This window comes from Streptacidiphilus sp. MAP5-3 (assembly GCF_041262505.1).
GTDB lineage: Bacteria > Actinomycetota > Actinomycetes > Streptomycetales > Streptomycetaceae > Streptacidiphilus.
In genome coordinates this window covers 40,953-66,399 of sequence record NZ_JBGCCL010000001.1, presented here as the reverse complement: position 1 = coordinate 66,399, position 25,447 = coordinate 40,953, and the positions used below count along the sequence as shown (strand labels likewise).

Sequence of the window (25,447 nt, the reverse complement as noted above, 5' to 3'; positions counted from 1 at the left end):
CTCCGCCGGGCACGGCACGTGTTAAGGGGGCCTGTCGGTCGGATGGTGCAAGGTAGACCTTGTGCCTGCTCAGTCCCCGCTCGACGAACCGCTCAAGAAGCACCTCGGCGCCGCCGCGAAGCACCTCGCCGAGGGTCTCGACCTGCACACGGTCGGAGACCTGCTCCACCACTTCCCGCGCCGCTACAGCGAGCGCGGCGAACTGACCAGCCTCGACTCGCTCGAGGTCGACGAGCACGTCACGGTGATCGCCCGGATCGAGAAGTGCACGGTGATCCCCTTCCGCGGACGCAAGGGCGACCGGCTGGAGGTCGTGGTCACCGACGGGCGCGGGCGGCTCTCGCTGACCTTCTTCAACCAGCGCTGGCGCGAGAAGGACCTGCGCCCCGGCCGCAACGGGATGTTCGCGGGCAAGGTCGGCGTCTTCAACCGCACCCGGCAGCTGACCAATCCGGACTACGAGCTCTTCGGCGGGGCCGAAGGCGACACCGAAGGGGATTCCGATGCGATCGGGCGCTTCGCCGGGCGGCTGATCCCGGTCTACCCGGCGTCGGCCAAGGTCCCGTCCTGGCGGCTGGCGCTCGCGGTCGAGACGATCCTCGACCAGATGGACTGGGACCAGGTCCCCGACCCGGTCCCTGCCGAGCTGCTCGCCGAACGCGGGTTGATCCCGCTGCGCGACGCGCTGGAGCAGATCCACCGTCCGCGCAACCACGCCGAACGCCTCGCCGCGCAGGCGCGACTCAAGTGGGACGAGGCGTTCGTGCTCCAGGTCGCGCTGGCCAAGCGGCGCGCCGAGGACACGGCACGCCCCGCCGTTCCGCGCGCGCCGCGCAAGGGCGGCCTGTTGGACGCGTTCGACGCAAAGCTGCCCTTCACGCTGACGGAGGGTCAGCAGCAAGTCTCCGCCGAGATCTTCGCGGACCTGTCCGTCGAGCACCCGATGCACCGCCTGCTCCAGGGCGAGGTCGGCTCCGGCAAGACCCTGGTCGCGCTCCGCGCCATGCTCGGCGTCGTCGACACCGGCGGTCAGGCCGCCATGCTGGCGCCCACCGAGGTGCTGGCGCAGCAACACCACCGCTCCGTGGTGGAGATGATGGGCGAGCTCGCCGAGGGAGGGATGCTGGGCGGCGCCGAGCACGGCACCAAGGTCGCCCTGCTGACCGGCTCGATGGGCGTCCCCGCGCGGCGTCAGGCGCTGCTGGACCTGGTCAGCGGCGAGGCCGGGATCGTCATCGGCACGCACGCGCTGATCGAGGACAAGGTCCAGTTCCTCGATCTCGGCCTGGTCGTGGTCGACGAGCAGCACCGCTTCGGCGTCGAGCAGCGCGACGCGCTCCGGGCCAAGGCCGAACGTCCGCCGCACCTGCTGGTGATGACGGCCACGCCGATCCCGCGCACGGTCGCCATGACGGTCTTCGGCGACCTGGAGACCTCCGTGCTGGACCAGCTCCCGGCCGGTCGCTCGCCGATCTCCTCCCATGTCGTCCCGGCCGTCGAGAAGCCCAACTTCCTGGCGCGCGCCTGGGAGCGGGTCCGTGAGGAGGTCGGCAAGGGCCACCAGGCCTACGTCGTCTGCCCGCGGATCGGCGACGAGGAGGACGAGAAGGCGCTGAAGAAGTCCGCCAAGGGCGGTGGTTCGGGGAGCGGCGGTTCGGGAAGTGGCGGGGCGGAGGGCGACGACCGGCGTCCGCCGTTGGCCGTGCTCGACGTGGCCGAGGAGCTGCGCGGCGGCCCGCTCGCCGGCCTGCGCGTCGAGGTGCTGCACGGGCGGATGGCGCCCGACGCCAAGGACGACGTGATGCGGCGCTTCGCGACGGGCGCGGTGGACGTCCTGGTCGCCACCACGGTCATCGAGGTCGGCGTGAACGTGCCCAACTCCACAGTGATGGTGATCATGGACGCCGACCGCTTCGGCGTCTCCCAACTCCACCAGCTGCGCGGCCGGGTGGGCCGTGGCTCGGCCCCCGGCCTCTGCCTGCTGGTCACCGACATGCCCGCGGCCTCGGCAGCACGCCAGCGGCTGGACTCGGTCGCGGGCACGCAGGACGGCTTCGAGCTCTCCCGGATCGACCTGGAGCAGCGTCGCGAGGGCGACGTGCTGGGCCAGGCCCAGTCCGGCGTCAAGTCCTCGCTGCGGGTGCTGGCCGTCCTGGAGGACGAGGAGATCATCGTCGCGGCCCGCGCCGAGGCCGTCCGGCTGATCGACGCCGACCCGGAACTGACGGACCATCCGGCGCTGCGCAGCGCGCTGGACTCGCTGCTGGGCGCCGAGCGCGCGGAGTACCTCGAAAAGGGCTGAGGAAGTTTCTCCGAAGGCCCGCTCCGGGCCCGGAATTGTCAGTGCCCCGCGAGAGGATAGGGGTGTTGAGAACGCGGCTGTCCGTGCAGGTCAGCGGCCAATTCACCAACACTCTCAGGGGGTACGTCCATGGCTTTCCGTCACCTCAACGAGCTTCCGCTCGGTGACAAGGTCTTCCGCATCGAACTCACCAGTGAGGATGACCGCGAGGTCACTCTCACCCTCACCGGCTGGCGGGAGGGCCACGCCGCCGAGCCGATCGCCTCCGGCAAGCTCCGGCTCCCGGTGGAGGACACCGCCTCCCTTCGCATCGCGCTCAACCGCGCGCTCCGTGCCCTGTCCATCGTCGCCGACGTCTCCGAGCCCATCCCCGACCGCGACGTGCTCCGCGAGCTCTACCCGGGCCACGGCGCGCCGTGGGTCCCGCAGCACGAGGAGGAACTGGTCCGTCGCTTCCACGACGGCGAGACGATAGCCCGGGTCGCGGCACGCTTCGGCCGTACGCCGGACTCCGTCCGCACGAAGCTCCGCGAGCTGGGCCACGACCCCCGCCGCCCCGAGTACTGCCCGCCCGACGGCTGCCTCTCCTGGTCCCGCTACGCCTCCCCGGCGCTGTTGGGATCCGTGAACGACGAGAGCTAGTTGCACATGCCTCAAGGGGCGCGGGGATTCTGCACGCGAGGAACCAGGCAAGTGCTCAGGGGCGCGGGGAACTGCGCGGGTACCACTGATGTGGGGGTACCCCCGGCCGAAGGCTGGGGGAGGATGGCCCTGCTCGTTCGGGGTTCTAGCTCGCTGGGTGGCTTGTCACGCAGTTCCCCGCGCCCCTGGAGGTGCAACCGCGTGCGGCAGCGCACAGTCACTCGCCGTCTCTGCTGGCAGGGCGGAGCCCCGCGCCCCGGGATGGTGCAACTGCCCGAGCCTGCACGAAGTGCACTAGCGTGGAAGGTGCCCCGCCCCACCCCGCTCACCAGCAAGGACCCCGCATGACCCGCGTGATCGCCGGAGCCGCACGAGGTCGGCGGCTGGCCGTGCCGCCAGGCACCAGCACCCGTCCCACCTCCGACCGCGCGCGGGAGGCCCTCTTCTCCAGCTGGGAGGCGTTCCGGGGCAGCCTCGCCGGCGCGCGGGTGATCGACCTGTTCGCCGGATCCGGTGCGGTGGGGCTGGAGGCCCTCTCCCGGGGCGCGGCCCACGCGTTGCTCGTGGACGAGGATCCCTCCGCCGTGAAGACGATCCTGGCCAACGTCCGCACGCTCTCCCTCCCCGGCGCCGAGGTCCGTTCGGGGCGTGCCGAGCGCGTCATCGCGGGGGCGCCGCCGAGCGTGCCGTACGACCTGGTCTTCCTGGACCCGCCGTACGTCGTCACGGACGACGACCTGCGGGAGATCCTGATCACACTCGCCTCGGGGGGCTGGATCGACGGCGACGTGATCGTCACCGTGGAGCGCAGTACCCGGGGTGGCGAGTTCTCGTGGCCGGAGGGCTTCGAGGCGCTCCGGGAGCGCCGTTACGGCGAGGCGACCCTCTGGTACGGTCGCGCCGCCGTCAACGGAGCCGGGTAGTGAGCGAGGAGATGACGATGTTTCGCCGAGCGGTCTGTCCGGGGTCGTTCGACCCCATCCACAACGGGCACCTCGACATAATCGAGCGGGCCTCGCGCCTGTACGACGTGGTCCACGTCGCCGTGTTGATAAACAAGTCCAAGCGCGGCATGTTCACCGTCGACGAGCGGATCGCGATGATCGAGGAGATCACCGCGCAGTACGGCAACGTCAAGGTGGAGTCGCACCAGGGCCTGCTCGTGGACTACTGCAGGGAGCGCGAGATCCCGGCGATCGTCAAGGGTCTCCGTGCCGTCAGCGACTTCGACTACGAGCTGCAGATGGCCCAGATGAACCACGGCCTCTCCGGCGTCGAGACGCTCTTCGTGCCGACCGACCCGGCCTACAGCTTCATGTCGTCCTCGCTGGTCAAGGAGGTGGCCACGCTCGGGGGTGATGTGTCCCATCTCGTCCCGGAGTTGGTATTCCGTCGGCTGAGTGAGCGCGTCGCGGATATGCGCGCCGAACCCAAAGCGTCCTCCGACTGAGTACAGTTCGTTACTCAGTTCCTGCGTCGCTCCGACGCCTCCTCGTGGAAAGCGTGACCCCCGGTGGACGTGCAGCAGAAGCTCGACGAGATCACCCAGCTGGTAGAAGGCGCGAGGTCGATGCCGATGTCGGCGTCGATCGTCGTCAACAAGGCCGACCTGACCGTCATGCTCGCCGAACTGCGTGAGTCGCTTCCCAACGAGCTCGCCCAGGCGCAGCAGACGGTCGAGCGCGGCGACCAGGTCGTCGAGGACGCCCGGCGCGAGGCGGAGCGAGTGGTCGCCGCCGCGCACGAGGAGCGCCAGCAGCTGATCAACGGCACCGAGCTGATGATGCGCGCCCAGTCCGAGGCGGACCGCGTCCTCGCCGAGGCCCGCGCCGAGTCGGACGAGCAGCGCCGTGAGGCCGACGACTACGTCGACAGCAAGCTCGCCAACTTCGAGGTCGTGCTCACCAAGACACTGGGAGCGATCGGCCGTGGCCGCGCCAAGCTGCGCGTGGCCGGCGGTCCGGTCGAGGGCGAGGACGGCGAGGAGTTCACCCAGGACGAGTTCCGCTCGCCGAGCCCCGAGGTCGACGAGTACGTCGATGTGAAACTCGCCGCGCTGGAGACCGCGCTCAGCAAGACGCTGGAGGCCGTCGGCCGCGGCCGGGACAAGCTGCTCGGCAAGCGCCCGATCGACGAGCTCGGCGCGTACCTGGCCGCCGCCGACCAGGCGCAGGGCATCGAGCAGGGCGACGCCCGCCAGGCCGCCGTCGCCGCCGAGCTGGGCCGCCAGGGCCTGCTGTCCGGGTCCGACCAGTCGATGCACGAGATGCCTGAGCTGCACGATCCGCAGCAGGTGCAGCAGCCGCAGGTCGAGTACTGGCCGCCGCAGGACCCCTACGGCCAGCCGCAGCAGCCGGTCTACGACCCCTACACGGGCGGCTACGTCGACCCGCAGGTTGCCGCGCAGCAGCAGCCGGCGTACGACCCGTACACCGGTGGGTACCTCGACCCGCACGGCCAGCCGCAGCCCGCGTACGACGCCTACGGGCAGCCGGTTCAGGCCGTGCACGCGATTCAGCCGGTGCACCCGCAGCACGTGCAGATCCCGCAGCAGCAGCACTACGAGCAGCAGCCGCAGGAGGTCACGTCCTTCTTCGACACCGGATTCATCGACGTGACCAAGCTCCGCGAGTACGGTCAGGGTCACTGACCGCGCGCCCGGCGGAGCCTCGTCGGACCGGGCGAGTTGGGTCGGGGTTCCGGCGTCGGGTATCCTGACCTCTCCGGCTTGTTGTGCTGGACGATGTCTGCTGCCTCGAAGTGGCGGACGCGTCCAGGTGGGCCCCGTATACGGGCACCGACAGGCCAGGGCTCACGACCAGAGAAGGAAAGACGCTGAACCGCCTCGACCACCGCAACCCGCTCGTGTTCGACACACACGAGCTGGGCCGTCGGCCTGGGGCGATGCGGAAGGTCTCCCGCTCGGTCCCGGCCCCGGCCAACCTCGGAAACGAGGTGATCGGCGTCCGCGAGGGCGCCCCCATCGAGCTGGAGCTCCGACTGGAGTCGGTCATCGAGGGAGTGCTCGCTACGGGCACCGCCGAGGCCGAACTCAAGGGCGAGTGCGTACGCTGCCTGGAGCCGATCGAGCGCGAGCTCGACGCGGACTTCCAGGAGCTGTACTACTACCCCGAGGCGGCTGACCGCTTCGGGGGAGTGTCCGACTCCGACGAGGAGGAGGACGACCAGGATTCCCGTCTCGAGGGCGACTTGTTCGACCTCGAGCCGGTGCTGCGTGACGCGGTGGTGCTTGCACTGCCGTTGCAGCCGGTGTGCCAGGACGACTGCCTGGGCCTCTGCTCCGAGTGCGGAGCACGGCTCACGGACGACCCGGACCACCACCATGACGCCGTCGACCCCCGGTGGGCGGCATTGCAGGGACTCTCGGCCGCATCCAGCGCGACCGGTAGTGCAGAGGACAGCGTCACCCGGGAGGGTGCCGCCGAGAACCAGGAGAAGTAGCTGTGGCTGTTCCCAAGCGGAAGATGTCGCGCAGCAACACGCGCCACCGCCGTTCGCAGTGGAAGGCCACTGCTGCTGCGCTCGTGGCGTGCGACCGCTGCCAGCAGCCGAAGCTGGGGCACATCGCGTGCCCGAGCTGCGGCACCTACAACCGCCGTCAGGTCCTGTCGGTCTGACGGCTGGAGAGATACACGATGTCAGCGTCTGCGTCGCACGCCGACACCGGGTACAGCGTCCTGGAGGGGCGGCTCGGCTACACGCTTGAGCCGTCCCTTCTGACGCGTGCACTGACCCACCGCTCGTATGCGTACGAGAACGGCGGGCTGCCCACCAACGAGCGCCTGGAGTTCCTGGGCGACTCGGTGCTGGGTCTGGTGGTGACGGACACTCTTTACCGCGTTCATCCGGATCTCCCGGAGGGCCAGCTCGCGAAGCTGCGCGCCGCGGTGGTCAATTCGCGTGCGCTGGCGCAGGTGGCGCGGGGCCTTGAGCTCGGCACCTTCATCAGCCTCGGTCGTGGCGAGGAGGGCACCGGCGGGCGGGACAAATCGTCCATTCTGGCGGACACCCTCGAAGCCGTGATCGGCGCTGTCTACCTGGACCAGGGCCTGGACTCCGCCTCGGAGCTGGTGCACCGACTCTTCGACCCGCTGATCGAGAAGTCCTCGAACCTCGGCGCGGGCCTGGACTGGAAGACCAGCCTGCAGGAGCTCACCGCCGCCGTCGGTATCGGTGTGCCCGAGTACGTGGTCACCGAGTCCGGTCCGGACCACGAGAAGACCTTCATCGCCGCTGCCCGCGTGGCCGGCGAGGACTACGGCTCCGGTTCCGGTCGCTCCAAGAAGGAGGCCGAGCAGAAGGCCGCCGAGAGCGCCTGGAACGAGATCCGCGAGAAGTACGGCGACGGCGGCTCGTCGCAGACGGCCTCTTCCTGAGGCTGTCTGCCGGTCGGGCTCGGACGCACTAGGCTTTTGGAGTGCCTGAGCTTCCCGAAGTAGAGGTCGTCCGCCGCGGTCTGGACCGCTGGGTCAGCGGCCGTACCGTCGCGTCCGTCGAGGTGCTGCACCCGCGCGCGGTCCGTCGCCATGCGGCGGGCCCGGACGACTTCGCCGCGCAGTTGCGCGGTCGCGCCCTCGGCCCGGCGCTGCGCCGCGGCAAGTACCTGTGGGTGCCGCTGCCGGGCTCGGGCGCGTCGTTGCTCGGCCATCTCGGCATGAGCGGCCAGCTGCTGGTGCAGCCGGAGGGTTCGGCTGACGAGAAGCACCTGCGGGTCCGCGTCCGCTTCGACGACGCGGCCGGCACCGAGCTGCGCTTCGTCGACCAGCGCACCTTCGGCGGCTTGGCCGTCGAGGACGCCGACCCGAGCGACCCGGACGCGGCCCCGATGTCCCTGGCGCACATCGCGCGCGATCCCCTCGACCCGCGCTTCGACGACGCGGCCTTCATCGCCTCGCTCCGCCGCCGCAACAGCGGCGTCAAGCGCGCCCTGCTCGACCAGTCGCTGATCAGCGGCGTCGGCAACATCTACGCCGACGAGGCGCTGTGGCGCAGCAAGCTGCACTACGACCGCCCGGCCGACACCCTGACCCGCCCGGCGGCCGAGCTGCTGCTGGCCTCGGCCCGCGCGGTGATGACCGAGGCCCTGGCCCAGGGCGGCACCAGCTTCGACTCCCTCTACGTCAACGTCAACGGCGAGTCCGGCTACTTCTCCCGCTCCCTCGACGCCTACGGTCGCGAGGGCGAGGCCTGCAACCGCTGCGGCACGGCGATGCGCCGCGCGTCGTGGATGAACCGTTCCAGCTACTTCTGCCCCAAATGTCAGCGCTTGCCCCGACAAAGGTGATCCGGCGCACCTGTGGCAGGGTGTGCGCTGAAGATCACGCGTAAGACAACGGGGAGAGTGGCTTGAACGGGGACCAGTTCTTCGTCGGCAACGAGTATCTGACGGATCTCGCCAAGGAGTTCCAGGCGGCGTCCGACAACTTCGCTTCGATGACGCCGACGTTCCAGGGCAACGCGATCGTGGACGCCGAGGCCTTCGGTCTGCTGGGCGCGTGCACCGGCGCGTTCTCGCAGTACCAGGGCCTGGTGGAGCACACCGTCAACGGCCTGAACCAGATGATCCAGGCACTGGCCGCCGACGCGGCCGGACTGGCGAACACGGCGGACACGTACGGCCAGGTCGAGCACTACAACAAGCAGCTCCTCGGGGGGAACTGACCATGGGTCTCGACATCAACGGTGCGATCGCGGGCAAGGTCGCCCAGGTCCTCTCGCTGCTCGACCTCCCCTGGCCCGGCGGCGATCCCGCCGCGCTGCGCCGCCTGGCGGTCAACTGGAACGCCATGGCGACCGAGCTGGACCAGACCGCCCAGCACCTCGACCTCCAGGTCGGCTCCGTGGTCGGCCCGCACTGGTCGGGCGTGGCGGCGGACGCGTTCCAGCAGCACTGGAAGCTGCAACACGACGCCATGGTCAAGAGCGTCGGCAGCTTCCAGCAGGTCGCGAAGGAGCTGGACGCCTACGCCGACCAGGCCGAGTCGATCATCGAGGCGATCGTCGACATCGCGCTCCAGATCGCCGAGTTCGAACTGGCGGGGGCGCTGCTCACCGTCTTCACGGCGGGCATCTCGGACGCGGTCTCCGCCGCGGCCTCCGGCGAGCGGGCGCTGAAGATCGTCCAACTCATCGACAAGTTCATCAAGATGGCCGAGAAGGCGGAGAAGGTCATCACCGAGCTCATCGAGGACATCCGCAAGCTCGGCATGCTGCCGCGCATCGCGATGGACGCCCTGAAGAACACGGTCTCCAACCTGGGCAGCACCGAGCTCGGCAACGCGATGTCCGGCAAGAGCCTGGGGCTGAGCGGTTCGGACCTGGAAGGTGCTGCCCTGAGCGGTGCCGGCGCGGCCGGACTGTCCGGCGGCGCCGCGGCCCTGGGCACCAAGATCATGAAGGGGGCCGACGAGGACGGGGCCGCGAGCAAGATCGGCACCTTCCTGAACGGTGACTCCGCCTTCTCGAACGTCGCCATGGGCGGCCTCACCAATGCGGGCGGCGGCGCCATCGCCGACGGCCTGCAGGGCAAGGGCGGGCGGGACATCGCCGCCGACGCGGTCACCAACCTCGCCAGCGGCGCTGCGGCTTCGGACGCGACCGCCAACCACAAGGTCGACCCGCTGCCGAGCGAAGGCCGGCACGCCGCGCCCGGCGATCCCTATACGCCGATCGGCTTCGACCTGGGTGCCAACGCCGAGACGTCCTGGGCGGGTGGGGGGTTGGAGAACGCCGTGAACCAGAACCCCACCCTCCCGCAGCAGGGGAAGAACGCCGACGGCGCCATGCAGGAAGTCGGCTGATGAGTCGACCCGTGATGCTGGAAACCGCCACGGTGCTGTCGGGGACGGCGCACCGCTCCGTCTCGGCGCTGGACGTCGTGCTCCTCGTCGTCGTGGTGATCGGCGTCGCCCTCGTGTGGAGCGGCGGCGAGGCACTGGTCGTCATGCTCCGGGTGCGTGCCGCGTTGGCAGAGCGCCCGGGCTGGACGTGGAAGCGTGACGCCTCCGCGATGCGTTCGGGCTGGCCGCGGTTGACGGAAGGGCACGTCGGCCGGGCCCGGTGGCGGTGGCTGATGTCGGGTCAGGTGCCCGGAGCAGTCAGCGCCGACGTGTTCCGCATCGACAGTTCGAAGCCCACCGGGAAGAACAGCAACACGAGCGTCCACACGACGACCGCGATCGTCGTCTTCCCGTTCCCCCTGCCTCGGGTCTCGTTGGCCTATGACGCCAAGGCCGTTCACCCGGAGCAGCTCGCCTGGGACAAGCTCCGCGCCGAGGTCGACGATCCGGAGGCCGCCGCCGCGCTCTTCACCATGGACGTGCTGGACGCCGCGCGCGCCGAGCGCTACCGGTGGGAGATGGCGGGCGACGCCGTGGTGTTCACGGCCCGCCGTTCGCTCGCGCCCGCGCGGATGCTGCAGTTGGTGGACCACGCCGTGGCGCTCGTCCAGCGCCTGCCCGCGCCCGTCCTGGACCGCGCCAGGGCCGGGGCCGTGGCGGCCGGCGAAGCCTTCCCGATGGACAGGGCTGCCCCGCGCGACCACCGCAGACCGCACCAGGCCTGAGCACCGGCGCGATGAGAGACTGTCCGCCATGACTGAGGACGTCCGGATGACCGCCTGGGTGCGCGGTGCGGTGCAGCAGGTCGGCTTCCGTTGGTGGACCCGGTCGAGGGCGCTGGAGATCGGGCTGCTGGGCTACGCGTCCAACCTCGGCGACGGCCGCGTCCAGGTCGTCGCCGAGGGCAGCCGTGAGCAGTGCGAAGCGCTGCTGCAGCTGCTGCGCCACGGTGACACTCCCGGCCGCGTGGACGGTGTGACGGAAATCTGGGGCAAGCCGGAGGGCGGCTACGAGGGGTTCGCGATCCGCTGACCCCGCGTCGGCGACGGCCGCGGTCGACGCCGGGCGACCCATTGAACCGTCAACTGTGAGCCTCGCTCTATCGGTCAGCGTCATGACGCTGACCTGCAGCTCCAGGGAAACGACTGGTTGCGTTTCCGGGAAGTCCGTGGTTGACTGCGCACCAGCAATATCGCCGAGGAACGCAGCGTGACGACTCCGCTGCACGGGCCGCCCGGCGGTTGTAGCACGCTGTGATCGTGTTGACCGCCTGCGCGTTTGGTGAGACGCTGGAAACCCGCGCACCCGTACGTCCAATCAAGGCTTATCGGCCCCGTACAGCCTTGCGAGGGCGTCACTCAGGTGCGGCCCACTTCACACGACCCCACATCTGCGGTCGGTCACTCAGCGTGGAGGACCATCCATCATGGCAAAGGCGCTTCTCGGTTACGTCGGCGGACCCGACCCCCGACTGCTCGCCGAGATGCGACGTCTCCAGCAGCGTGTCCAGGACCTGGAATCCGAGCTTGTACGGATGCAGGCCGAGAACGACTCGCTGCAGGCCGTCGCGGACCACGAGCAGTTGCTCCGCATTGACGCAGCCCAGGCGGTACCGGCTTTCTCCTGACCTTTCCGCAAAGGTCAGCAGCGCGACGGCATCGTCAGCTGGATTGTGCAAGGGACGCCTACCCGGCGTCCCTTCGTCGTTCCCGGACACCGCCACCGACCGTCCCCGCTGTGTCACACCCCGTTGTCAATCCCTCGTGGGAGAGATGCCCCTTACACACTCGGATGAAACCGAGCCGTCACCCGGCTCGTGGCCTGGTGACGACTAGGGTGTCCCCGAAAGGGACGTAGGAGGTCGGCGCCGGTGCATCTGAAGAGCCTCACGCTGCGCGGTTTCAAGTCGTTCGCCTCCGCGACCACCCTGCGCTTCGAGCCCGGCATCACCTGCGTGGTCGGCCCCAACGGCTCCGGCAAGTCGAACGTGGTGGACGCGCTGAGCTGGGTGATGGGCGAGCAGGGCGCCAAGTCGCTGCGCGGCGGCAAGATGGAGGACGTCATCTTCGCCGGCACGACCGGCCGTCCGCCGCTGGGACGCGCCGAGGTCGCGCTCACCATCGACAACACCGACGGCGCGCTGCCGATCGAGTACTCCGAGGTCACCATCTCGCGGACGATGTTCCGGAACGGCGGCAGCGAGTACGCGATCAACGGCGACACCTGCCGGCTGCTCGACATCCAGGAGCTGCTCTCCGACTCCGGCATCGGCCGGGAGATGCACGTCATCGTCGGCCAGGGTCAGCTCGACTCGGTCCTGCACGCCGACCCGATGGGCCGCCGCGCGTTCATCGAGGAGGCTGCCGGCGTCCTCAAGCACCGCAAGCGCAAGGAGAAGGCGCTGCGGAAACTCGACGCGATGCAGGCCAATCTGACGCGCGTTCAGGACCTGGTCGGCGAACTGCGGCGGCAGCTCAAACCGCTGGGCCGCCAGGCGCAGATCGCCCGCCGCGCGGCCGTGATCCAGGCCGACCTGCGGGACGCGCGGCTGCGGCTGCTCGCCGACGACATGGTGACGCTGCGCAAGGCCGTCGAGGAGGAGATCGCCGACGAGATGGCGCTGCGGCTGCGACGCAGCGGCGTGGAGCAGGAGCTGGCGCAGCTGCAGCAACGCGAGGCGGTGCTGGAGGCGCAGGTCGCGCAGCTCGGCCCGGCCGTGGAGCAGGCGCAGCAGTCCTGGTTCGCCCTCTCGTCGCTGGCCGAGCGGGTGCGCGGGACGATCGGTCTGGCCGAGGCCAAGGTCCGCCACGCCCGCTCCCCGCAGGCGGAGGAGCGGCGCGGTCGCGACCCCGAGGACATGGAGCGCGAGGCCGCCCGGATCCGCGCCGAGGAGGCGGAGCTGGCCGAGGCGCTGGAGCAGGCCCAGTACGCGCTGGCCGAGACCGTCGAGCGCCGGGCCGAGCTGGAGCGCGAACTGGCGGCCGAGGAGCAGGCGCTGCGTGCGGCGGCCCGCGCCCTGGCCGACCGCCGCGAGGGGTTGGCCCGGCTCCAGGGCAAGGTGGCAGCGGCGCGCTCGCGTGCCGCGGGCGCGGGGGAGGAGATCGGTCGCCTGGCCGAGGCCCGCGACGCCGCGCTCGAACGCGCGGAAGCGGCACAAATCGAGTACGAAGCGCTGCAGGAGCAGGCCGACTCCCTCGACACGGCCGACGACGCCCGCGACGCCGAACTCGCCGAGCTGCGTGACGCCTTGTCAGCCGCTGAGGAGACCCAGTCGCGGGCCCGCGACGCGCTCTCCGCGGCCGATCGGGAGCATGCCGCGCTCACGGCAAGGCGCGACGCGCTGGCGCTCGCGCTCCGGCGCAAGGACGGCAGCGGCGCGCTGCTCGCCGCCACCGACCGGCTGACCGGCCTGCTCGGTCCGGCCGCCGGGCACCTCACCATCGCCCCGGGCGCGGAGACCGCCGTGGCCGCCGCGCTCGACCGCGCCGCCGATGCGATCGCCGTCACCACGGTCGCCGCTGCCGCGGACGCGCTCCGCCTCTTGCGCAAGGACGACGCGGGCCGCGCGGCGCTGCTCATCGGTGGAGCACCCGTTGAGGCCCCTGCACACGAGAGCCCTGCACACGAGAGCCCCGCGTACCAGAGCCCGGCGTCCGGGACTGCCGACCTGCCCGCCGGAGCGACCCGGGCCGCCACGCTGGTCTCCGGCCCGGACGAACTGCTGTCCGCCGTGCGGACGTTGCTGCACGGCTACGTCGTCGTCGAGACGCTCGACGAGGCCGAGGCACTGGTCGCGACTCGCCCCTCGCTGACGGCGGTCACCGGCGAGGGCGACGTGCTGGGCGCCGCCTACGCCTACGGCGGGTCCGCCGGCGCGCCGAGCGGGCTGGAGACGCAGGCCGCCGTCGACGAGGCCGAGACCGGGCTCACCGTGCTCGTCACCCGTCGGGAGACGCTGCGTGAGGAGGTCGACGCCGCCACCGCGCGCCGCAAGGAGCTGGCCGTGCAGGTCGAGGAGATCTCCGTGGTGCGCCGCGCCGCCGAGAAGGAGAAGGCGGCCATAGCGCAGCAGGTCGGCCGGCTGGCCGGGCAGGCGCGCGGCGCGGCGGGGGAGGCGGAGCGGCTCGCCGCCGCAGCCGCGAAGGCCACCGAGGCGCAGGAGCAGGCCGCGATGGACCTGGCCGAGCTGGAGGAGCGGCTGCTGGTCGCCGAGGAGCTCCCGGCCGCCGAGGAGCCGGACACCGGCCGCCGGGAGCAGCTCGACGCTGAGGCCGCCCGCGCCCGTGCGGGCGAGATGGAGGCCCGGCTGGCCGTCCGCACGCACGAGGAGCGCGTCCGCGGGCTCGCCGGGCGCGCCGACTCGCTCGACCGGGGCGCACGCGCCGAGCGCGAGGCCAGGGCACGCGCCGCCGCCCGTGCTGCCCGCGCCCGGCACGAGGCGCAGGTCGCCACCGCGGTCGCCGAGGGTGCCCGTCAGCTGCTGGCCCACGTCGAGCACGCGCTCACCGCCGCAGCTGCCGACAAGGCCACCGCCGAGCAGCAGCGCGCCGCCCGCGACGCGGAGTTGGGCCGCGAACGCGTCCGCAGTCGCGAACTGAAGGCGGAGCTCGACAGGCTGACCGACACGGTCCACCGCGACGAGGTGCTCCGCGCCGAGAAGCGGCTCCGGATCGAGCAGTTGGAGGCCAAGGCGCTGGAGGAGCACGGCATCGAGTCCGCCGCGCTGCTCGCCGAGTACGGCCCGGACCAGCCGGTTCCGCCGTCCCTCCCCGCCGCGGATGAGGAGCCCGAGGGTGAGGAGCCCGAGGCGAGAACATCTGCGGCTGACGTCGCGGGCTCACAGCCGCGTCCCTTCCGCCGCGCCGAGCAGGAGAAGCGGCTCAAGGCGGCGGAGAAGGCCTATGCCCAGCTCGGCAAGGTCAACCCGCTGGCGCTGGAGGAGTTCGCCGCGCTGGAGGAGCGCCACCAGTTCCTCTCCGAGCAGTTGGAGGACCTCAGGACCACCCGCCGTGACCTGCTGACCGTGGTCAAGGAGGTCGACGAGCGGGTCGAGCAGGTCTTCACCGCCGCGTACCACGACACGGCACGCGAGTTCGAGGGCGTCTTCTCCCGGCTCTTCCCGGGCGGCGAGGGACGGCTGGTGCTGACCGACCCGGACAACATGCTGACCACGGGCATCGAGGTCGAGGCCCGGCCGCCGGGCAAGAAGGTCAAGCGGCTCTCGCTGCTCTCCGGCGGCGAGCGCTCGCTGACCGCCGTCGCCCTGCTGGTCTCGATCTTCAAGGCGCGCCCCAGCCCGTTCTACGTGATGGACGAGGTCGAGGCGGCACTGGACGAGACCAACCTGCGCCGACTGATCGCGATCATGGAGGAGCTGCGGGACAACTCGCAGCTGATCGTGATCACCCACCAGAAGCTGACCATGGAGTGCGCCGACGCGCTCTACGGCGTCTCCATGCGCGGCGACGGCATCTCCCAGGTGATCAGCCAGCGCCTGCGCGACGAGCCTCGCAAGGCCCCGCGCCGGATCCGCCGCCCGGACGCCGAGCCGGAGGCCGATCCCGAAGCCGAGCCGACCGTGACTGAGCCGACTGCGACCGAGCCGGTCGGGGCGGCCGTCGAATAGCGCAAGCAGCGCGACAAACGGGTGACTTGTTGGACAAACGTCACACAGCGGCAAGTCGCCGATGGCTGTGCCCGATACTGGGGTGGCCATGGAATACGTCATTCTTGCTGTAGTCATCGCTGTGGTCGCCATCGGGGCGACCACCGGTCTCGTCGTCAACGGCCGACGGCGCAAGCAGCTGCCGCCCGCACCTCCGGCGCAGCCGCAGATCACCAAGCCCGCTCCCGCCGCCACGGCCGAGCCGACGGCGGAGCCACAGGTCGGCGAGGATGCCGCGGTCACGGCACCCGAGCAGGGCCGCACCGTCGAGGAGGTCGAGCTCCCGACCGAGGCCGCGCAGGCCCAGGCCGCCGAGGCTCCGGCCCTGGAGGTCCCGGAGCCGACCGCCGGTCGGCTCACCCGGCTGCGGTCGCGCCTGTCGCGCTCGCAGAACTCCCTGGGCAAGGGCCTGCTCACCCTGCTCTCCCGGGACCGCCTCGACGAGGACACCTGGGAGGAGATCGAGGAGCTGCTGCTCACCGCCGACGTCGGCGTCCAGCCGACCCAGGAGCTGGTCGAGCGGCTGCGTACCCGCGTCAAGGTGCTCGGCACCCGCACCCCGGAGGAGCTCCGCAACCTGTTGCGCGAGGAGCTGATCACCCTCATCGAACCGAGCCTCGACCGCACCCTGCACGTCGCCCGCCACGACGAGGAGACCCCGGCCCGCCCGGCCGTCCTCCTGGTCGTCGGCGTCAACGGCGTCGGCAAGACCACCACCAGCGGCAAGCTGGCCCGTGTGCTGGTCGCCGACGGCCACACGGTGGTCCTCGGCGCGGCCGACACCTTCCGCGCCGCCGCCGCCGACCAACTGCAGACCTGGGGCGAGCGCGTCGGTGCCCGCACGGTGCGCGGCCCGGAGGCAGGCGACCCGGCCTCGGTGGCCTTCGACGCGGTCAAGGAGGGCATCGCCGAGGGCGCGGACACCGTCCTGGTCGACACCGCCGGCCGTCTGCACACCAAGACCGGCCTGATGGACGAGCTCGGCAAGGTCAAGCGCGTCGTCGAGAAGCACGGCCCGGTCGACGAGGTGCTCCTGGTCCTGGACGCCACCACCGGTCAGAACGGCCTGGTCCAGGCGAAGGTCTTCGCCGAGGTGGTCGACATCACCGGCATCGTGCTGACCAAGCTGGACGGGACCGCCAAGGGTGGCATCGTCATCTCCGTCCAGCGCCAGCTGGGTGTCCCGGTCAAGCTGATCGGTCTCGGCGAGGGCGCCGACGACCTTGCTCCCTTCGACCCCGCGGCCTTCGTCGACGCACTCCTCGGCTGAGTCCACGTCGCCTTCCCCGGCCCGTGTCGTCCTCCCGGACGGCGCGGGCCGCCGTCTTTCGCGCGACGACCTCTCCCCGCGCCTTCTCGTGCGGTTGTCACACTCCCGGGCCGGTCGGGGTCATCGCTGTGTGAGCCATGGTGGAGAGAGATTCACGACCCTGGAGAGCGACATGACCTCACCCATCCTGGTCACCGGCGGCACCGGAACCCTGGGCAGCCTGGTCGTCCCGAAGCTGCGCGCCGCCGGGCGCGACGTGCGGATCGTCTCGCGTCATGCCCACCCGGACGAGCCGGGGATCGCCTTCGCGGTCGGCGACCTGCTGACCGGCGACGGCCTCGACGCCGCGCTGGCGGGCGTGGAGACCGTGGTGCACATCGCGGGCGCGGCCAAGGGGGACGAGACCGTGGCCCGCAACCTGGTCGCGGCGGCGAGGAAGGCCGGCGTCCGGCACCTCGTCCACGTCTCCGCGATCGGTGTGGACACCGTCCCGCTCGCCTGGTTCCGGATGAAGCTGGCGGCGGAGCGGGCGATCGTCGACTCGGGCATCCCGTACACGGTGCTGCGCCCGGCCCAGTTCCACAGCCTGACGCTGCTGGTGATGGAGAAGATGACGAAGATGCCGGTGGTCCCGGCGCCCGGCGGGATGCGGTGGCAGCCGGTCGACCCGCGTGATGTCGCCGACCGTCTGGCCGAGTTGGCGCTCGGCGAGCCCGCCGGACTCGTCCCGGACCTGGCCGGTCCGACCGTCTACTCGATGGGGGAGCTGGCGCGCAGCTACCTCGCCGCGCGGGGGAAGCGCCGGCCGTTGCTCCCGCTCCACCTGCCGGGCAAGGTCGGCCGTGCCTACCGGGGCGGCGACAACCTCGCGCTGGGGGAGCGGACCACGGTCGGCCACCGCAGCTGGGAGGTCTACCTCGCCGAGCACACGGGCGCGCACACGGCGGGCTCGCGAACAGCCACCTGACGTATCGTCAGGTCAGCTCAGCGTCGCCCGACCAGCTCCGGCACGCCGCGGTGGCTGGCGTAGGCGAGCGTGCCGAGCAGCAGCTTGGCGTGCGGCGGGCGGGTGGCGTTCTCCGGGGTCGGCGGGCGCAGCCAGCGTGTGCCGGGGGAGGGCGGCGCGGGGACGGAGCCGCCGGGGCCGTGGCAGACGAGGTCGAGCTCGGCGTCGTCCCAGCCCGTGCGGTAGAGCAGCTCGGGCAGGTGCCGGGCGGTGTCGGGGCTGACCAGGAAGAGCGCGCGCGAGCCCGCGGCCAGCACCGGACCGGGGCGGACGCCGATCCGTTCGAGCCGGACCAGGGACTCGCGTCCGGCGGACTCCGGGACGTCGAGGACGTCGAAGCCGCGGCCGGTGAGCAGGCGGACCCACGGTCCGTCGAAGGCGACGGACCAGCCCCAGCGCGTGGCGTACTCCGCCGCGGCCTCGCCCTGGTGGGCACGGGCGCGTCGGCGCTGACTCCGGAGCCGGACGTCGCCGAAGCGTTCGTTGAAGAGGGTGTCGGTGCTCATCAAGTCCACTCACCTCCAACCGATCGGGGGATGCCTTGGTTACGGCAGCCGGCGGAACTGCGGCGGAACTGCGGCGGATTCCTGGCGGAGCCCTGCCGGTGGGGCGCGCTGTCCGTGGAGCGGGAACCGGGGCGCGTCGGCGCCTGATGCACGCCGGGACAATTCGGACTGGACCGCGGGGGTGGCGGCCGGCCGTGCTATCCAGGAACCCTGCTGTGCTGCAGGGGTCCTGAACACCAGTGAAGCGTGGGACCAGCGCCGGAAGTTCACTCGTAGGGGTGGCGAAAGGTGGCGTTTTCGTGCACTCGCTCCCCCGGACGGCGCAAATCGCGCTACGTTCCTGCTGCAGGGTCGAGGACTCTCGCAGACATGAGCACGTCAGCGGGTATGCCAGTGGCATTGATGCCAACCTTTCGCGCTGACACGGAATCTGACGGCCAGACAGAGCCCGGGATGGGGGCGTTCCGGTGGGCGACAAGCAACCCAACGAGAAGCTGACGGCGTGGTTCGTCAGGAGTGGCTGGTCCAAGGGCGAGTTGGCCAGACAGGTCAACCGCAGGGCCCGGCAGATGGGCGCCGCGCACATCAGCACGGACACCTCGCGGGTGCGCCGTTGGCTGGACGGTGAACAGCCGCGTGAGCCGATCCCGAAGATCCTCTCCGAGCTCTTCTCCGATCGCTTCGGCTCGCCGGTCCCGATCGAGGACCTCGGCCTCAAGGCGGTCGCCCCGCTCACCGCCGGGTCGGGCATCGATTTGCCCTGGAACGGCGAGCAGACCGTCCAGTTGATCTCCGAGTACTCCCGCAGCGACCTGATGCTCAACCGCCGGGGCTTCCTCGGCACCTCCCTCGCCCTGACCGCGGGCTCCGCCCTGATCGAGCCGATGCAGCGCTGGCTGAGCCCCGCAGCCAACGGCATGCCGACCACCGCGCTGACCGCCGCCCGCGAGGGCGCCCCGGTGACCGGCCGCCTTTCCGCCCCCGAGCTGGACCTGCTCGAGTCCACCGTGGTGATGTTCCGTCAGTGGGACGCCCAGAACGGCGGCGGCCTGCGCCGCAAGGCCGTCGTCGGCCAGCTGCACGAGGTCTGCGACCTGCTCCAGGAGAGCTACAGCCCGCAGACCACCAAGCGCCTCTTCCAGACCACCGCCCAACTCGCCCATCTCGCGGGCTGGATGTCCTACGACGTGGGCATGCACCCGAGCGCCCAGAAGTACTACGTGCTCGCGCTGCACGCCGCCAAGGAGGCCGGTGACCGGCCCTTCGGCGGGCTGGTGCTGACCGACATGTGCCGGCAGATGATCCACCTCAACCGGCCCAACGACGCCCTGGAACTGATCCACCTGGCCCAGTACGGCTCCCGTGACACGGCGACTTCGCGCCAACTCGCGCTGATGCACGCCATGGAGGCGCGCGCCTACGCCAATCTCGGCGAGCCCAACAAGTGCTACCGGGCCGCCCGTCACGCCGAGGACGCCTTCGACGACGCCGGTGCCAAGGACGTCGCGCCCGACTGGCTGAACTTCTTCTCCGAGGCCGAACTCCACGCCGAGAACGGCCACTCGTACCGCGACCTCTGCTACCACACCGGCCGCAGCCAGGTGTACGCACTGCAGGCCGAGCCCGAGATCTCGCAGGCTGTCGAGCTCTTCGCGGAGGACGCGGACCACAAGCGCTCGTACGCGCTCAACCTGATCGGCATGGCCAGCGTCCACCTGCTCCAGCGGCAGCCGGACGCCGCGGCGGACTCTGCCGAGCAGGCCATGGAGATAGCCGCGCAGATCCGCTCCGAGCGTGTCAACACGCGCCTGCGCAAGACGACCGAGGCGGCCGTCCGCGAGTTCAAGGGCGTCGAGCGGGTGCGGGAGCTGCGCGAGCAGATCGACCAGACTCTCCCTGACTCCCTGGCCCAGCGGAATTCCGCCTGATCAGCGCGAACTCCGGAAAGTCTCCGGCCGTGAGGCCCGTCCCCCTTCACCCGACTCGGCACCCCCACGCCAGGTCATTCGGACGGTTCTCGCGGCCGGTTTTCGGTGAGCTGGGGTTCACCGGTGCGTAACACCGGCGTCAGCTTCGTCACGCCCGTGAAACATCTGCACGCATCGACGGAAACGGGCCTGCGTCAATCTCCTCGACATCAGCCGACGGCCCCGGGGGCACGGGACGGATACCCGGGGACGGAACGGCCCGACATATCGAGGAGACGCCGATGCCCAGCGGCTTCAGCGGTGGCGACACCGCCTTCGTACTCATAAGCGCAGCACTGGTCATGTTGATGACGCCCGGTCTCGCTTTCTTCTACGGCGGCATGGTCAGGGTGAAGAGCACCCTGAACATGCTGGTCATGAGCTTTATCGCGCTCGGCATCGTCACAGTGTTGTGGGTGCTCTACGGCTACTCGATCGCATTCGGGCCGGATGCCTTCCACGGCCTGATCGGAAATCTCTCGATGCTCGGCATGCGCCACATCGGGATGAACTCTCTGTCCGGAACCATTCCGGTGTTCGCCTTCTCCGCATTCCAGCTGATGTTCGCGGTGATCACACCGGCGCTGGTCTCCGGCGCGATCGCGGACCGGGCCAAGTTCTCCGCCTGGGCGCTCTTCGTCGCGCTCTGGGTGACCATCGTCTACTTCCCGGTCGCGCACTGGGTCTTCATGTTCGACGGCGGCAAGGGCGGCTGGCTGGGTGACCGCAACGGCGTCCTGGACTTCGCGGGCGGCACGGCGGTTCACCTCAACGCGGGGGTCGCGGGCCTCGCGCTGGCGTTGGTGCTGGGCAAGCGGATCGGCTTCAAGAAGGACCCGATGCGTCCGCACAGCCTGCCGCTGGTGATGCTCGGCTCCGGGCTGCTCTGGTTCGGCTGGTTCGGCTTCAACGCCGGTTCGGCGCTGGCCGCCAACGGTCTGGCCGGGCTCGCCTTCATCAACACCCAGATCGCCACCGCCGCGGCCATGATCGGCTGGCTGACCTACGAGAAGATCAAGCACGGCGCGTTCACCTCGCTGGGTGCGGCGTCCGGTGCGGTCACCGGCCTGGTCGCGATCACCCCGGCCTGTGCCTACATCAGCCCGCTCGGCTCGATCGGCCTCGGTCTGGCCTGCGGTGCGCTCTGCGCCTGGACCATCAGCCTCAAGTACAAGTTCGGCTTCGACGACTCGCTCGACGTGGTCGGCGTCCACGCGGTCGGCGGCGCGGCCGGTGCGCTGCTGATCGGCCTGCTGGCCACCGGCGGTGGCGGTTCGCCGGCCAAGGGTCTCTTCTACGGCGGCGGATTCACGCAGCTGGGCAAGCAGGCGATGGGCGTGGGCGTGGTCGCGGTCTACTCCTTCACGCTGGCCTGGCTGATCGGCAAGGCGATCGACAAGACCATCGGCTTCCGGGTCTCCGAGGACGTCGAGCTGGCCGGTATCGACCAGGCCGAGCACGCCGAGTCCGCCTACGACTTCAGCGCGGTCGGCGCGGCCCTGTCCAAGGCGCTGGCGCCGAAGCCCTCGGTGTCCACTACTGTCGCCGCCGACGCCGGTGCTGCTGACGACGCTGTCGGCGCGCCCGACGGCGCCGCGAGCCCCGCCGAGAAGAAGGTCGATGCCTGAGATGAAGCTCATCACCGCAGTGGTCAAGCCCCACCGGCTGGACGACATCAAGGAGGCGCTGCAGGCCTTCGGCGTCCACGGCCTGACCGTCACGGAGGCCAGCGGCTACGGCCGCCAGCGCGGGCACACCGAGGTCTACCGGGGCGCGGAGTACACCGTCGACCTGGTCCCGAAGGTGCGGATAGAGGTGCTGACGGAGGACGACGACGCGGACGGCGTCATAGAGGTCATCGTCAAGGCCGCCCGCACCGGCAGGATCGGCGACGGCAAGGTCTGGAGCATCCCGGTCGAGACGGCGGTGCGGGTCCGCACCGGCGAACGCGGCCCGGACGCGCTGTAAGCAGCGGGTAGCAGGTAACGGAGAGCAGGGGCGGCAGCGGATCCGAGGGCCGAGGAGGGCCGCGGATCCGCTCCGCCGTATCCGCACACCGGAGGAGCGACGTGACGGACCAGCAGGGCGAGGAGACCGGATACGCCGCCCAGCGGCTTGCGCTGCTGCGCGAGGAGGAGCGCGAGGACGGGAACGGGAACGGCCTGACCGGAGCCCAACGCCGGGCCGCACTGTCGGAACTGACGGATCGTTGGCTCTCCGGACTGCTCGCGGAAGCGCTGGGGGAGCGGTCGTACGAAGGCGTCGCCCTGGTCGCCGTCGGCGGCTACGGACGCGGCGAACTTTCCCCGCGCAGCGACCTCGACGTGCTGCTGCTCCACGACGGCGGCACGCGTGGCACCGGCCCCGGTTCCGTCGCCGCCCTCGCCGAACAGCTCTGGTACCCGATCTGGGACCTGGGTCTGGCGCTCGACCACTCCGTCCGTGACCTCGGCCAGGCCCGCAAGGTCGCCGCCGAGGACCTCAAGGCGCAGCTGGGCCTGCTCGATGCCCGACACATCGCGGGCGACGCGGAGCTCACCGCGCAACTGCGCTCCACCGTCCTCGCCGACTGGCGTGCCACCGCGCCCAAGCGGCTGCCCGAGCTGCACCGGCTCTGCCGCGAACGTGCGGAACGGCAGGGCGAGTTGGCCTTTCTGCTGGAGCCCGACCTGAAGGAGGCACGCGGCGGGCTGCGGGACGTCACCGCGCTGGGCGCCGTCGCCGCCTCCTGGATCGCCGACGCGCCGCGCGCCGGGCTGAGCGAGGCGGCCGGGCGGCTGCGTGACGTCCGTGACGCGTTGCACCTGGTCACCGGCCGCGCCACGGACCGGCTCACGCTGCAGGAACAGGACGCCGTCGCCGCCCGACTGGGCCTGCTCGACGCGGACATCCTGCTCCGCGAGGTGTACGAGGCGGCCCGCGTCGTCGCCTACGCCTCCGACGTCAGCTGGCGCGAGGTGGAGCGGGTGCTGCGGTCCCGCAGCGGACGCGGCCGTCGCGTCTTCGGTTTCGGCGGAGGCGGGGTCGGTGGCTTCGGCGCGGGCGGCGCAGCAGCGGGACGGGGCCCGGTGCCGCGTCGTCCGCTGGCCGAGGGCGTGGTGGAGATGGACGGCGAGGCGGTGCTCGCCGCGCCCGCGCGTCCGGGACAGGATCCGGTGCTGCCGCTGCGGGCCGCTGCCGCCGCGGCGCAGGCGGACCTGCCGCTGGCGCCGTCGACGGTGCGCCGCCTGGCCGCCGAGACCAAGCCGCTGCCGGTCCCGTGGCCACGCGAGGCGCGCGAGCAGCTGATCACGCTGCTCGGCGCGGGGGAGAGCGCGATCCCGGTCTGGGAGGCGCTGGAGGCGGAGGGCCTCGTCGCCAGGCTGCTGCCGGACTGGGAGCGGGTCCGCTGCCGCCCGCAGCGCAACGCCGTCCACCGCTGGACCGTGGACCGCCACCTGGTCGAGACGGCGGTCCGGGCCGCCGCGATGACCCGCCGCGTCGCCCGTCCCGACCTGCTGCTGGTCGCTGCCTTCCTGCACGACATCGGCAAGGGCTGGCCGGGCGACCACTCCGAGGCCGGCGAGGTGATCACCCGCGATGTCGCGGCCCGTCTCGGCTTCGACAAGGCGGACGTGGAGACGCTGGCGCTCCTGGTCCGCCACCATCTCCTGCTCGTCGAGACCGCGACCCGGCGCGACCCGGACGACCCGGCCACGATCGAGGCGATCACCTCCGTCGTCCGCAGCGCGGGCACGTTGGAGCTGCTGCACGCGCTCACCGAGGCCGACGCCCTGGCCACCGGTCCGGCGGCGTGGAGCACCTGGCGTGCCACGCTCGTCGCCGACCTGGTGCAGCGTGCCGCAGCGGTCCTGGCCGGGGAGCCGCCCGCGCCGGAGACCGGCCTGGAACCGACCACCGAGGAGGAGCGCCTCGCCGTCGAGGCCGCCCGCACCGGAGGCCCGGTCGTCTCCGTCCGCGCCGAGGCCGAGGGCCGCGTCGACCGAGGCGTCGACAGCGCGGCAGACCGGGGCATCGTCTCGGGCGCCGACGGGCCGGAACCGATGGGCGTCGAGCTCACCCTGGCGCTGCCGGACCGCCCGTCCGTGCTGCCGACCGTGGCCGGGGTGCTGGCCCTGCACCGCCTCACCGTCCGCGCGGCGGCGATCCGTGAGCTCGACCCGGTCGGCGCGGGCGTGGTGCTGGTGCTGACCTGGAAGGTCTCGGCCGAGTTCGGCGAGGTACCCGAGGCGGCCCGGCTGCGCGCCGACATCCGCCGCGCCCTCGACGGCGGCCTGGACGTCACCCGTCGCCTCGCCGAGCGGGACGCTGCCGCGCCCCGGCGTCGCGGCAGCGTCGCCCCGCCGCCCCGGGTCACCGTGGCGCGGGGCAGCAGCGCGTCGGCGACCGTGCTGGAGGTCCGTGCCCACGACGCCCCCGGCCTGCTGCACCGGATCGGCGTCGCACTGGAGGGCACCGGCGTCCGCGTCCACCGGGCCCGGATCTCCACCCTGGGTGCGGACGCAGTCGACGCCTTCTACCTCACCGACCAGGCCGGTCAACCGCTCTCGGACGCGGCGGCGACGGAGCTGGCGCGGTCGGTGGAGCGCGCGTTGGTGGCCTGACCGTTGCTGGTCGCCTGAGCATGCGGTGCGGGCTCGTCGGAGCGGCCGGGCAGGGGTTCCCGGAAGCCGATCCGGCGGGCCGGCACCCCGGCCCAGATCTCGTTCGGGCCGGTGGACCGCGTCAGCACAGCGTTGGCGCCGACGATCGTCCCCCGGCCCACGGTCAGCACGCCCTCCTTGCAGACCACCCGTGCGCCCGTGCAGAGCACGGCCCCGTCCTCGACGACGACCCGCTCCATCCGGCTCAGCTCCTGCGGCACCCACGGGTCCGCGCGGCCGATGGTGACGTTGTTGTAGAGCACGACGTCCGCGCCCAGCGTGGTGTAGGGGTGCAGGACCAGCCCGAAGCCCCGGTGGAAGACGAGCAGCCCCGGCCCGATCTCGACGGCGGCGGGCACCTCCACCCCGTAGAGGGCGAGCACCTCCTGCACCAGACGTCTCAGCAGCGGATTCCGGCGGGCGTAGATCAGCTTGGCAACCAGCGACATAGGCCCATGCTGGTGACGGTGGGGCGGTCGGGGGCGCAGGCACGCGTGGGGTGTCCACAGGGTGCCTCCGTACGGGTGGCTTCCGGGTGCGTTCCAAGGACACGCGGCCGTCCGGATACCCTGGGGGTCGACAGCCT

At 71.3% G+C, this 25,447-nt stretch carries 23 protein-coding genes; 21 read left to right on the top strand and 2 right to left on the bottom strand.

Translation table 11 applies throughout. The features are described 5' to 3' along the window. Nucleotides 1-61 precede the first annotated feature (61 nt). From recG to ABH928_RS00230, 17 genes are all read left to right on the top strand, one after another. Nucleotides 62-2,302, top strand: a complete 2,241-nt coding sequence (recG, locus tag ABH928_RS00310) for an ATP-dependent DNA helicase RecG (RefSeq protein WP_370060745.1) — start codon at nucleotides 62-64, stop codon at nucleotides 2,300-2,302. Between the two features lie 129 nt (nucleotides 2,303-2,431). Next, entirely contained in the window at nucleotides 2,432-2,944 is a 513-nt protein-coding gene (locus ABH928_RS00305) for a hypothetical protein (protein WP_370060744.1), read from the top strand. Between the two features lie 344 nt (nucleotides 2,945-3,288). Then, nucleotides 3,289-3,867 carry a 16S rRNA (guanine(966)-N(2))-methyltransferase RsmD gene (gene rsmD, locus ABH928_RS00300; protein WP_370060743.1) on the top strand — a complete coding sequence of 193 codons (579 nt, stop codon included), beginning with the start codon at nucleotides 3,289-3,291 and terminating at the stop codon, nucleotides 3,865-3,867. Nucleotides 3,868-3,884: 17 nt separating this feature from the next. After that, nucleotides 3,885-4,394, top strand: a complete 510-nt coding sequence (coaD, locus tag ABH928_RS00295) for a pantetheine-phosphate adenylyltransferase (protein ID WP_370060742.1) — start codon at nucleotides 3,885-3,887, stop codon at nucleotides 4,392-4,394. A 63-nt stretch (nucleotides 4,395-4,457) separates the two neighbouring features. Continuing rightward, entirely contained in the window at nucleotides 4,458-5,594 is a 1,137-nt protein-coding gene (locus tag ABH928_RS00290) for a cell division initiation protein (RefSeq protein WP_370060741.1), read from the top strand. 215 nt (nucleotides 5,595-5,809) lie between these two features. After that, a complete protein-coding gene (locus ABH928_RS00285) occupies nucleotides 5,810-6,406 on the top strand; it encodes a DUF177 domain-containing protein (protein WP_370060740.1) in 597 nt (198 codons plus the stop codon). 2 nt (nucleotides 6,407-6,408) lie between these two features. Then, nucleotides 6,409-6,582, top strand: coding sequence for a 50S ribosomal protein L32 (gene rpmF / locus ABH928_RS00280; protein WP_196192528.1), 174 nt, complete (start codon nucleotides 6,409-6,411; stop codon nucleotides 6,580-6,582). A gap of 18 nt (nucleotides 6,583-6,600) precedes the next feature. Then, nucleotides 6,601-7,341 carry a ribonuclease III gene (gene rnc, locus ABH928_RS00275; protein ID WP_370060739.1) on the top strand — a complete coding sequence of 247 codons (741 nt, stop codon included), beginning with the start codon at nucleotides 6,601-6,603 and terminating at the stop codon, nucleotides 7,339-7,341. A 41-nt stretch (nucleotides 7,342-7,382) separates the two neighbouring features. Further along, a complete protein-coding gene (gene mutM, locus ABH928_RS00270) occupies nucleotides 7,383-8,249 on the top strand; it encodes a bifunctional DNA-formamidopyrimidine glycosylase/DNA-(apurinic or apyrimidinic site) lyase (protein WP_370060738.1) in 867 nt (288 codons plus the stop codon). Between the two features lie 62 nt (nucleotides 8,250-8,311). Then, entirely contained in the window at nucleotides 8,312-8,626 is a 315-nt protein-coding gene (locus ABH928_RS00265) for a hypothetical protein (protein WP_370060737.1), read from the top strand. Between the two features lie 2 nt (nucleotides 8,627-8,628). Then, complete coding sequence (locus ABH928_RS00260; RefSeq protein ID WP_370060736.1) at nucleotides 8,629-9,765, top strand: WXG100 family type VII secretion target; 1,137 nt, start codon at nucleotides 8,629-8,631, stop codon at nucleotides 9,763-9,765. Beyond that, complete coding sequence (locus tag ABH928_RS00255; protein ID WP_370060735.1) at nucleotides 9,765-10,529, top strand: hypothetical protein; 765 nt, start codon at nucleotides 9,765-9,767, stop codon at nucleotides 10,527-10,529. Before ABH928_RS00260 ends, ABH928_RS00255 begins: the two co-directional genes overlap by 1 nt. Nucleotides 10,530-10,557: 28 nt before the next feature. Next, on the top strand, nucleotides 10,558-10,836 hold the full coding sequence (locus ABH928_RS00250) for an acylphosphatase (protein WP_370060734.1): 279 nt from the start codon (nucleotides 10,558-10,560) through the stop codon (nucleotides 10,834-10,836). Nucleotides 10,837-11,230: 394 nt separating this feature from the next. Next, nucleotides 11,231-11,431 carry a hypothetical protein gene (locus ABH928_RS00245; RefSeq protein WP_370060733.1) on the top strand — a complete coding sequence of 67 codons (201 nt, stop codon included), beginning with the start codon at nucleotides 11,231-11,233 and terminating at the stop codon, nucleotides 11,429-11,431. A 243-nt stretch (nucleotides 11,432-11,674) separates the two neighbouring features. Continuing rightward, complete coding sequence (gene smc, locus ABH928_RS00240) at nucleotides 11,675-15,430, top strand: chromosome segregation protein SMC (RefSeq protein WP_370060732.1); 3,756 nt, start codon at nucleotides 11,675-11,677, stop codon at nucleotides 15,428-15,430. 88 nt (nucleotides 15,431-15,518) lie between these two features. Beyond that, a complete protein-coding gene (ftsY, locus tag ABH928_RS00235) occupies nucleotides 15,519-16,739 on the top strand; it encodes a signal recognition particle-docking protein FtsY (RefSeq protein WP_370060731.1) in 1,221 nt (406 codons plus the stop codon). Nucleotides 16,740-16,911: 172 nt separating this feature from the next. Next, nucleotides 16,912-17,706 (top strand): SDR family oxidoreductase, encoded by a 795-nt coding sequence (locus ABH928_RS00230; RefSeq protein ID WP_370060730.1) that lies wholly within the window; start codon nucleotides 16,912-16,914, stop codon nucleotides 17,704-17,706. A 17-nt stretch (nucleotides 17,707-17,723) separates the two neighbouring features. On the opposite strand, the gene ABH928_RS00225 is transcribed toward ABH928_RS00230, so the two are convergent. Further along, entirely contained in the window at nucleotides 17,724-18,251 is a 528-nt protein-coding gene (locus tag ABH928_RS00225; protein ID WP_370060729.1) for a hypothetical protein, read from the bottom strand. Nucleotides 18,252-18,718: 467 nt separating this feature from the next. On the opposite strand from ABH928_RS00225, the gene ABH928_RS00220 reads away from it, so the two are divergent. From ABH928_RS00220 to ABH928_RS00205, 4 genes are all read left to right on the top strand, one after another. Then, nucleotides 18,719-20,179 (top strand): hypothetical protein, encoded by a 1,461-nt coding sequence (locus ABH928_RS00220; protein ID WP_370060728.1) that lies wholly within the window; start codon nucleotides 18,719-18,721, stop codon nucleotides 20,177-20,179. 281 nt (nucleotides 20,180-20,460) lie between these two features. Next, nucleotides 20,461-21,846 (top strand): ammonium transporter, encoded by a 1,386-nt coding sequence (locus ABH928_RS00215; RefSeq protein WP_370060727.1) that lies wholly within the window; start codon nucleotides 20,461-20,463, stop codon nucleotides 21,844-21,846. A 1-nt stretch (nucleotide 21,847) separates the two neighbouring features. Continuing rightward, nucleotides 21,848-22,186: a P-II family nitrogen regulator gene (locus ABH928_RS00210; RefSeq protein ID WP_370061833.1), complete on the top strand. Its 339-nt coding sequence runs from the start codon at nucleotides 21,848-21,850 to the stop codon at nucleotides 22,184-22,186. Between the two features lie 101 nt (nucleotides 22,187-22,287). Beyond that, the gene (locus ABH928_RS00205) at nucleotides 22,288-24,822 is read left to right on the top strand and encodes a [protein-PII] uridylyltransferase (protein WP_370060726.1); all 2,535 of its coding nucleotides are present in this window, start codon (nucleotides 22,288-22,290) and stop codon (nucleotides 24,820-24,822) included. On the opposite strand, the gene ABH928_RS00200 is transcribed toward ABH928_RS00205, so the two are convergent. Then, a complete protein-coding gene (locus tag ABH928_RS00200; RefSeq protein ID WP_370060725.1) occupies nucleotides 24,756-25,310 on the bottom strand; it encodes a hypothetical protein in 555 nt (184 codons plus the stop codon). The two genes, ABH928_RS00205 and ABH928_RS00200, sit on opposite strands and share 67 nt — an antisense overlap. Nucleotides 25,311-25,447: the final 137 nt, after the last annotated feature.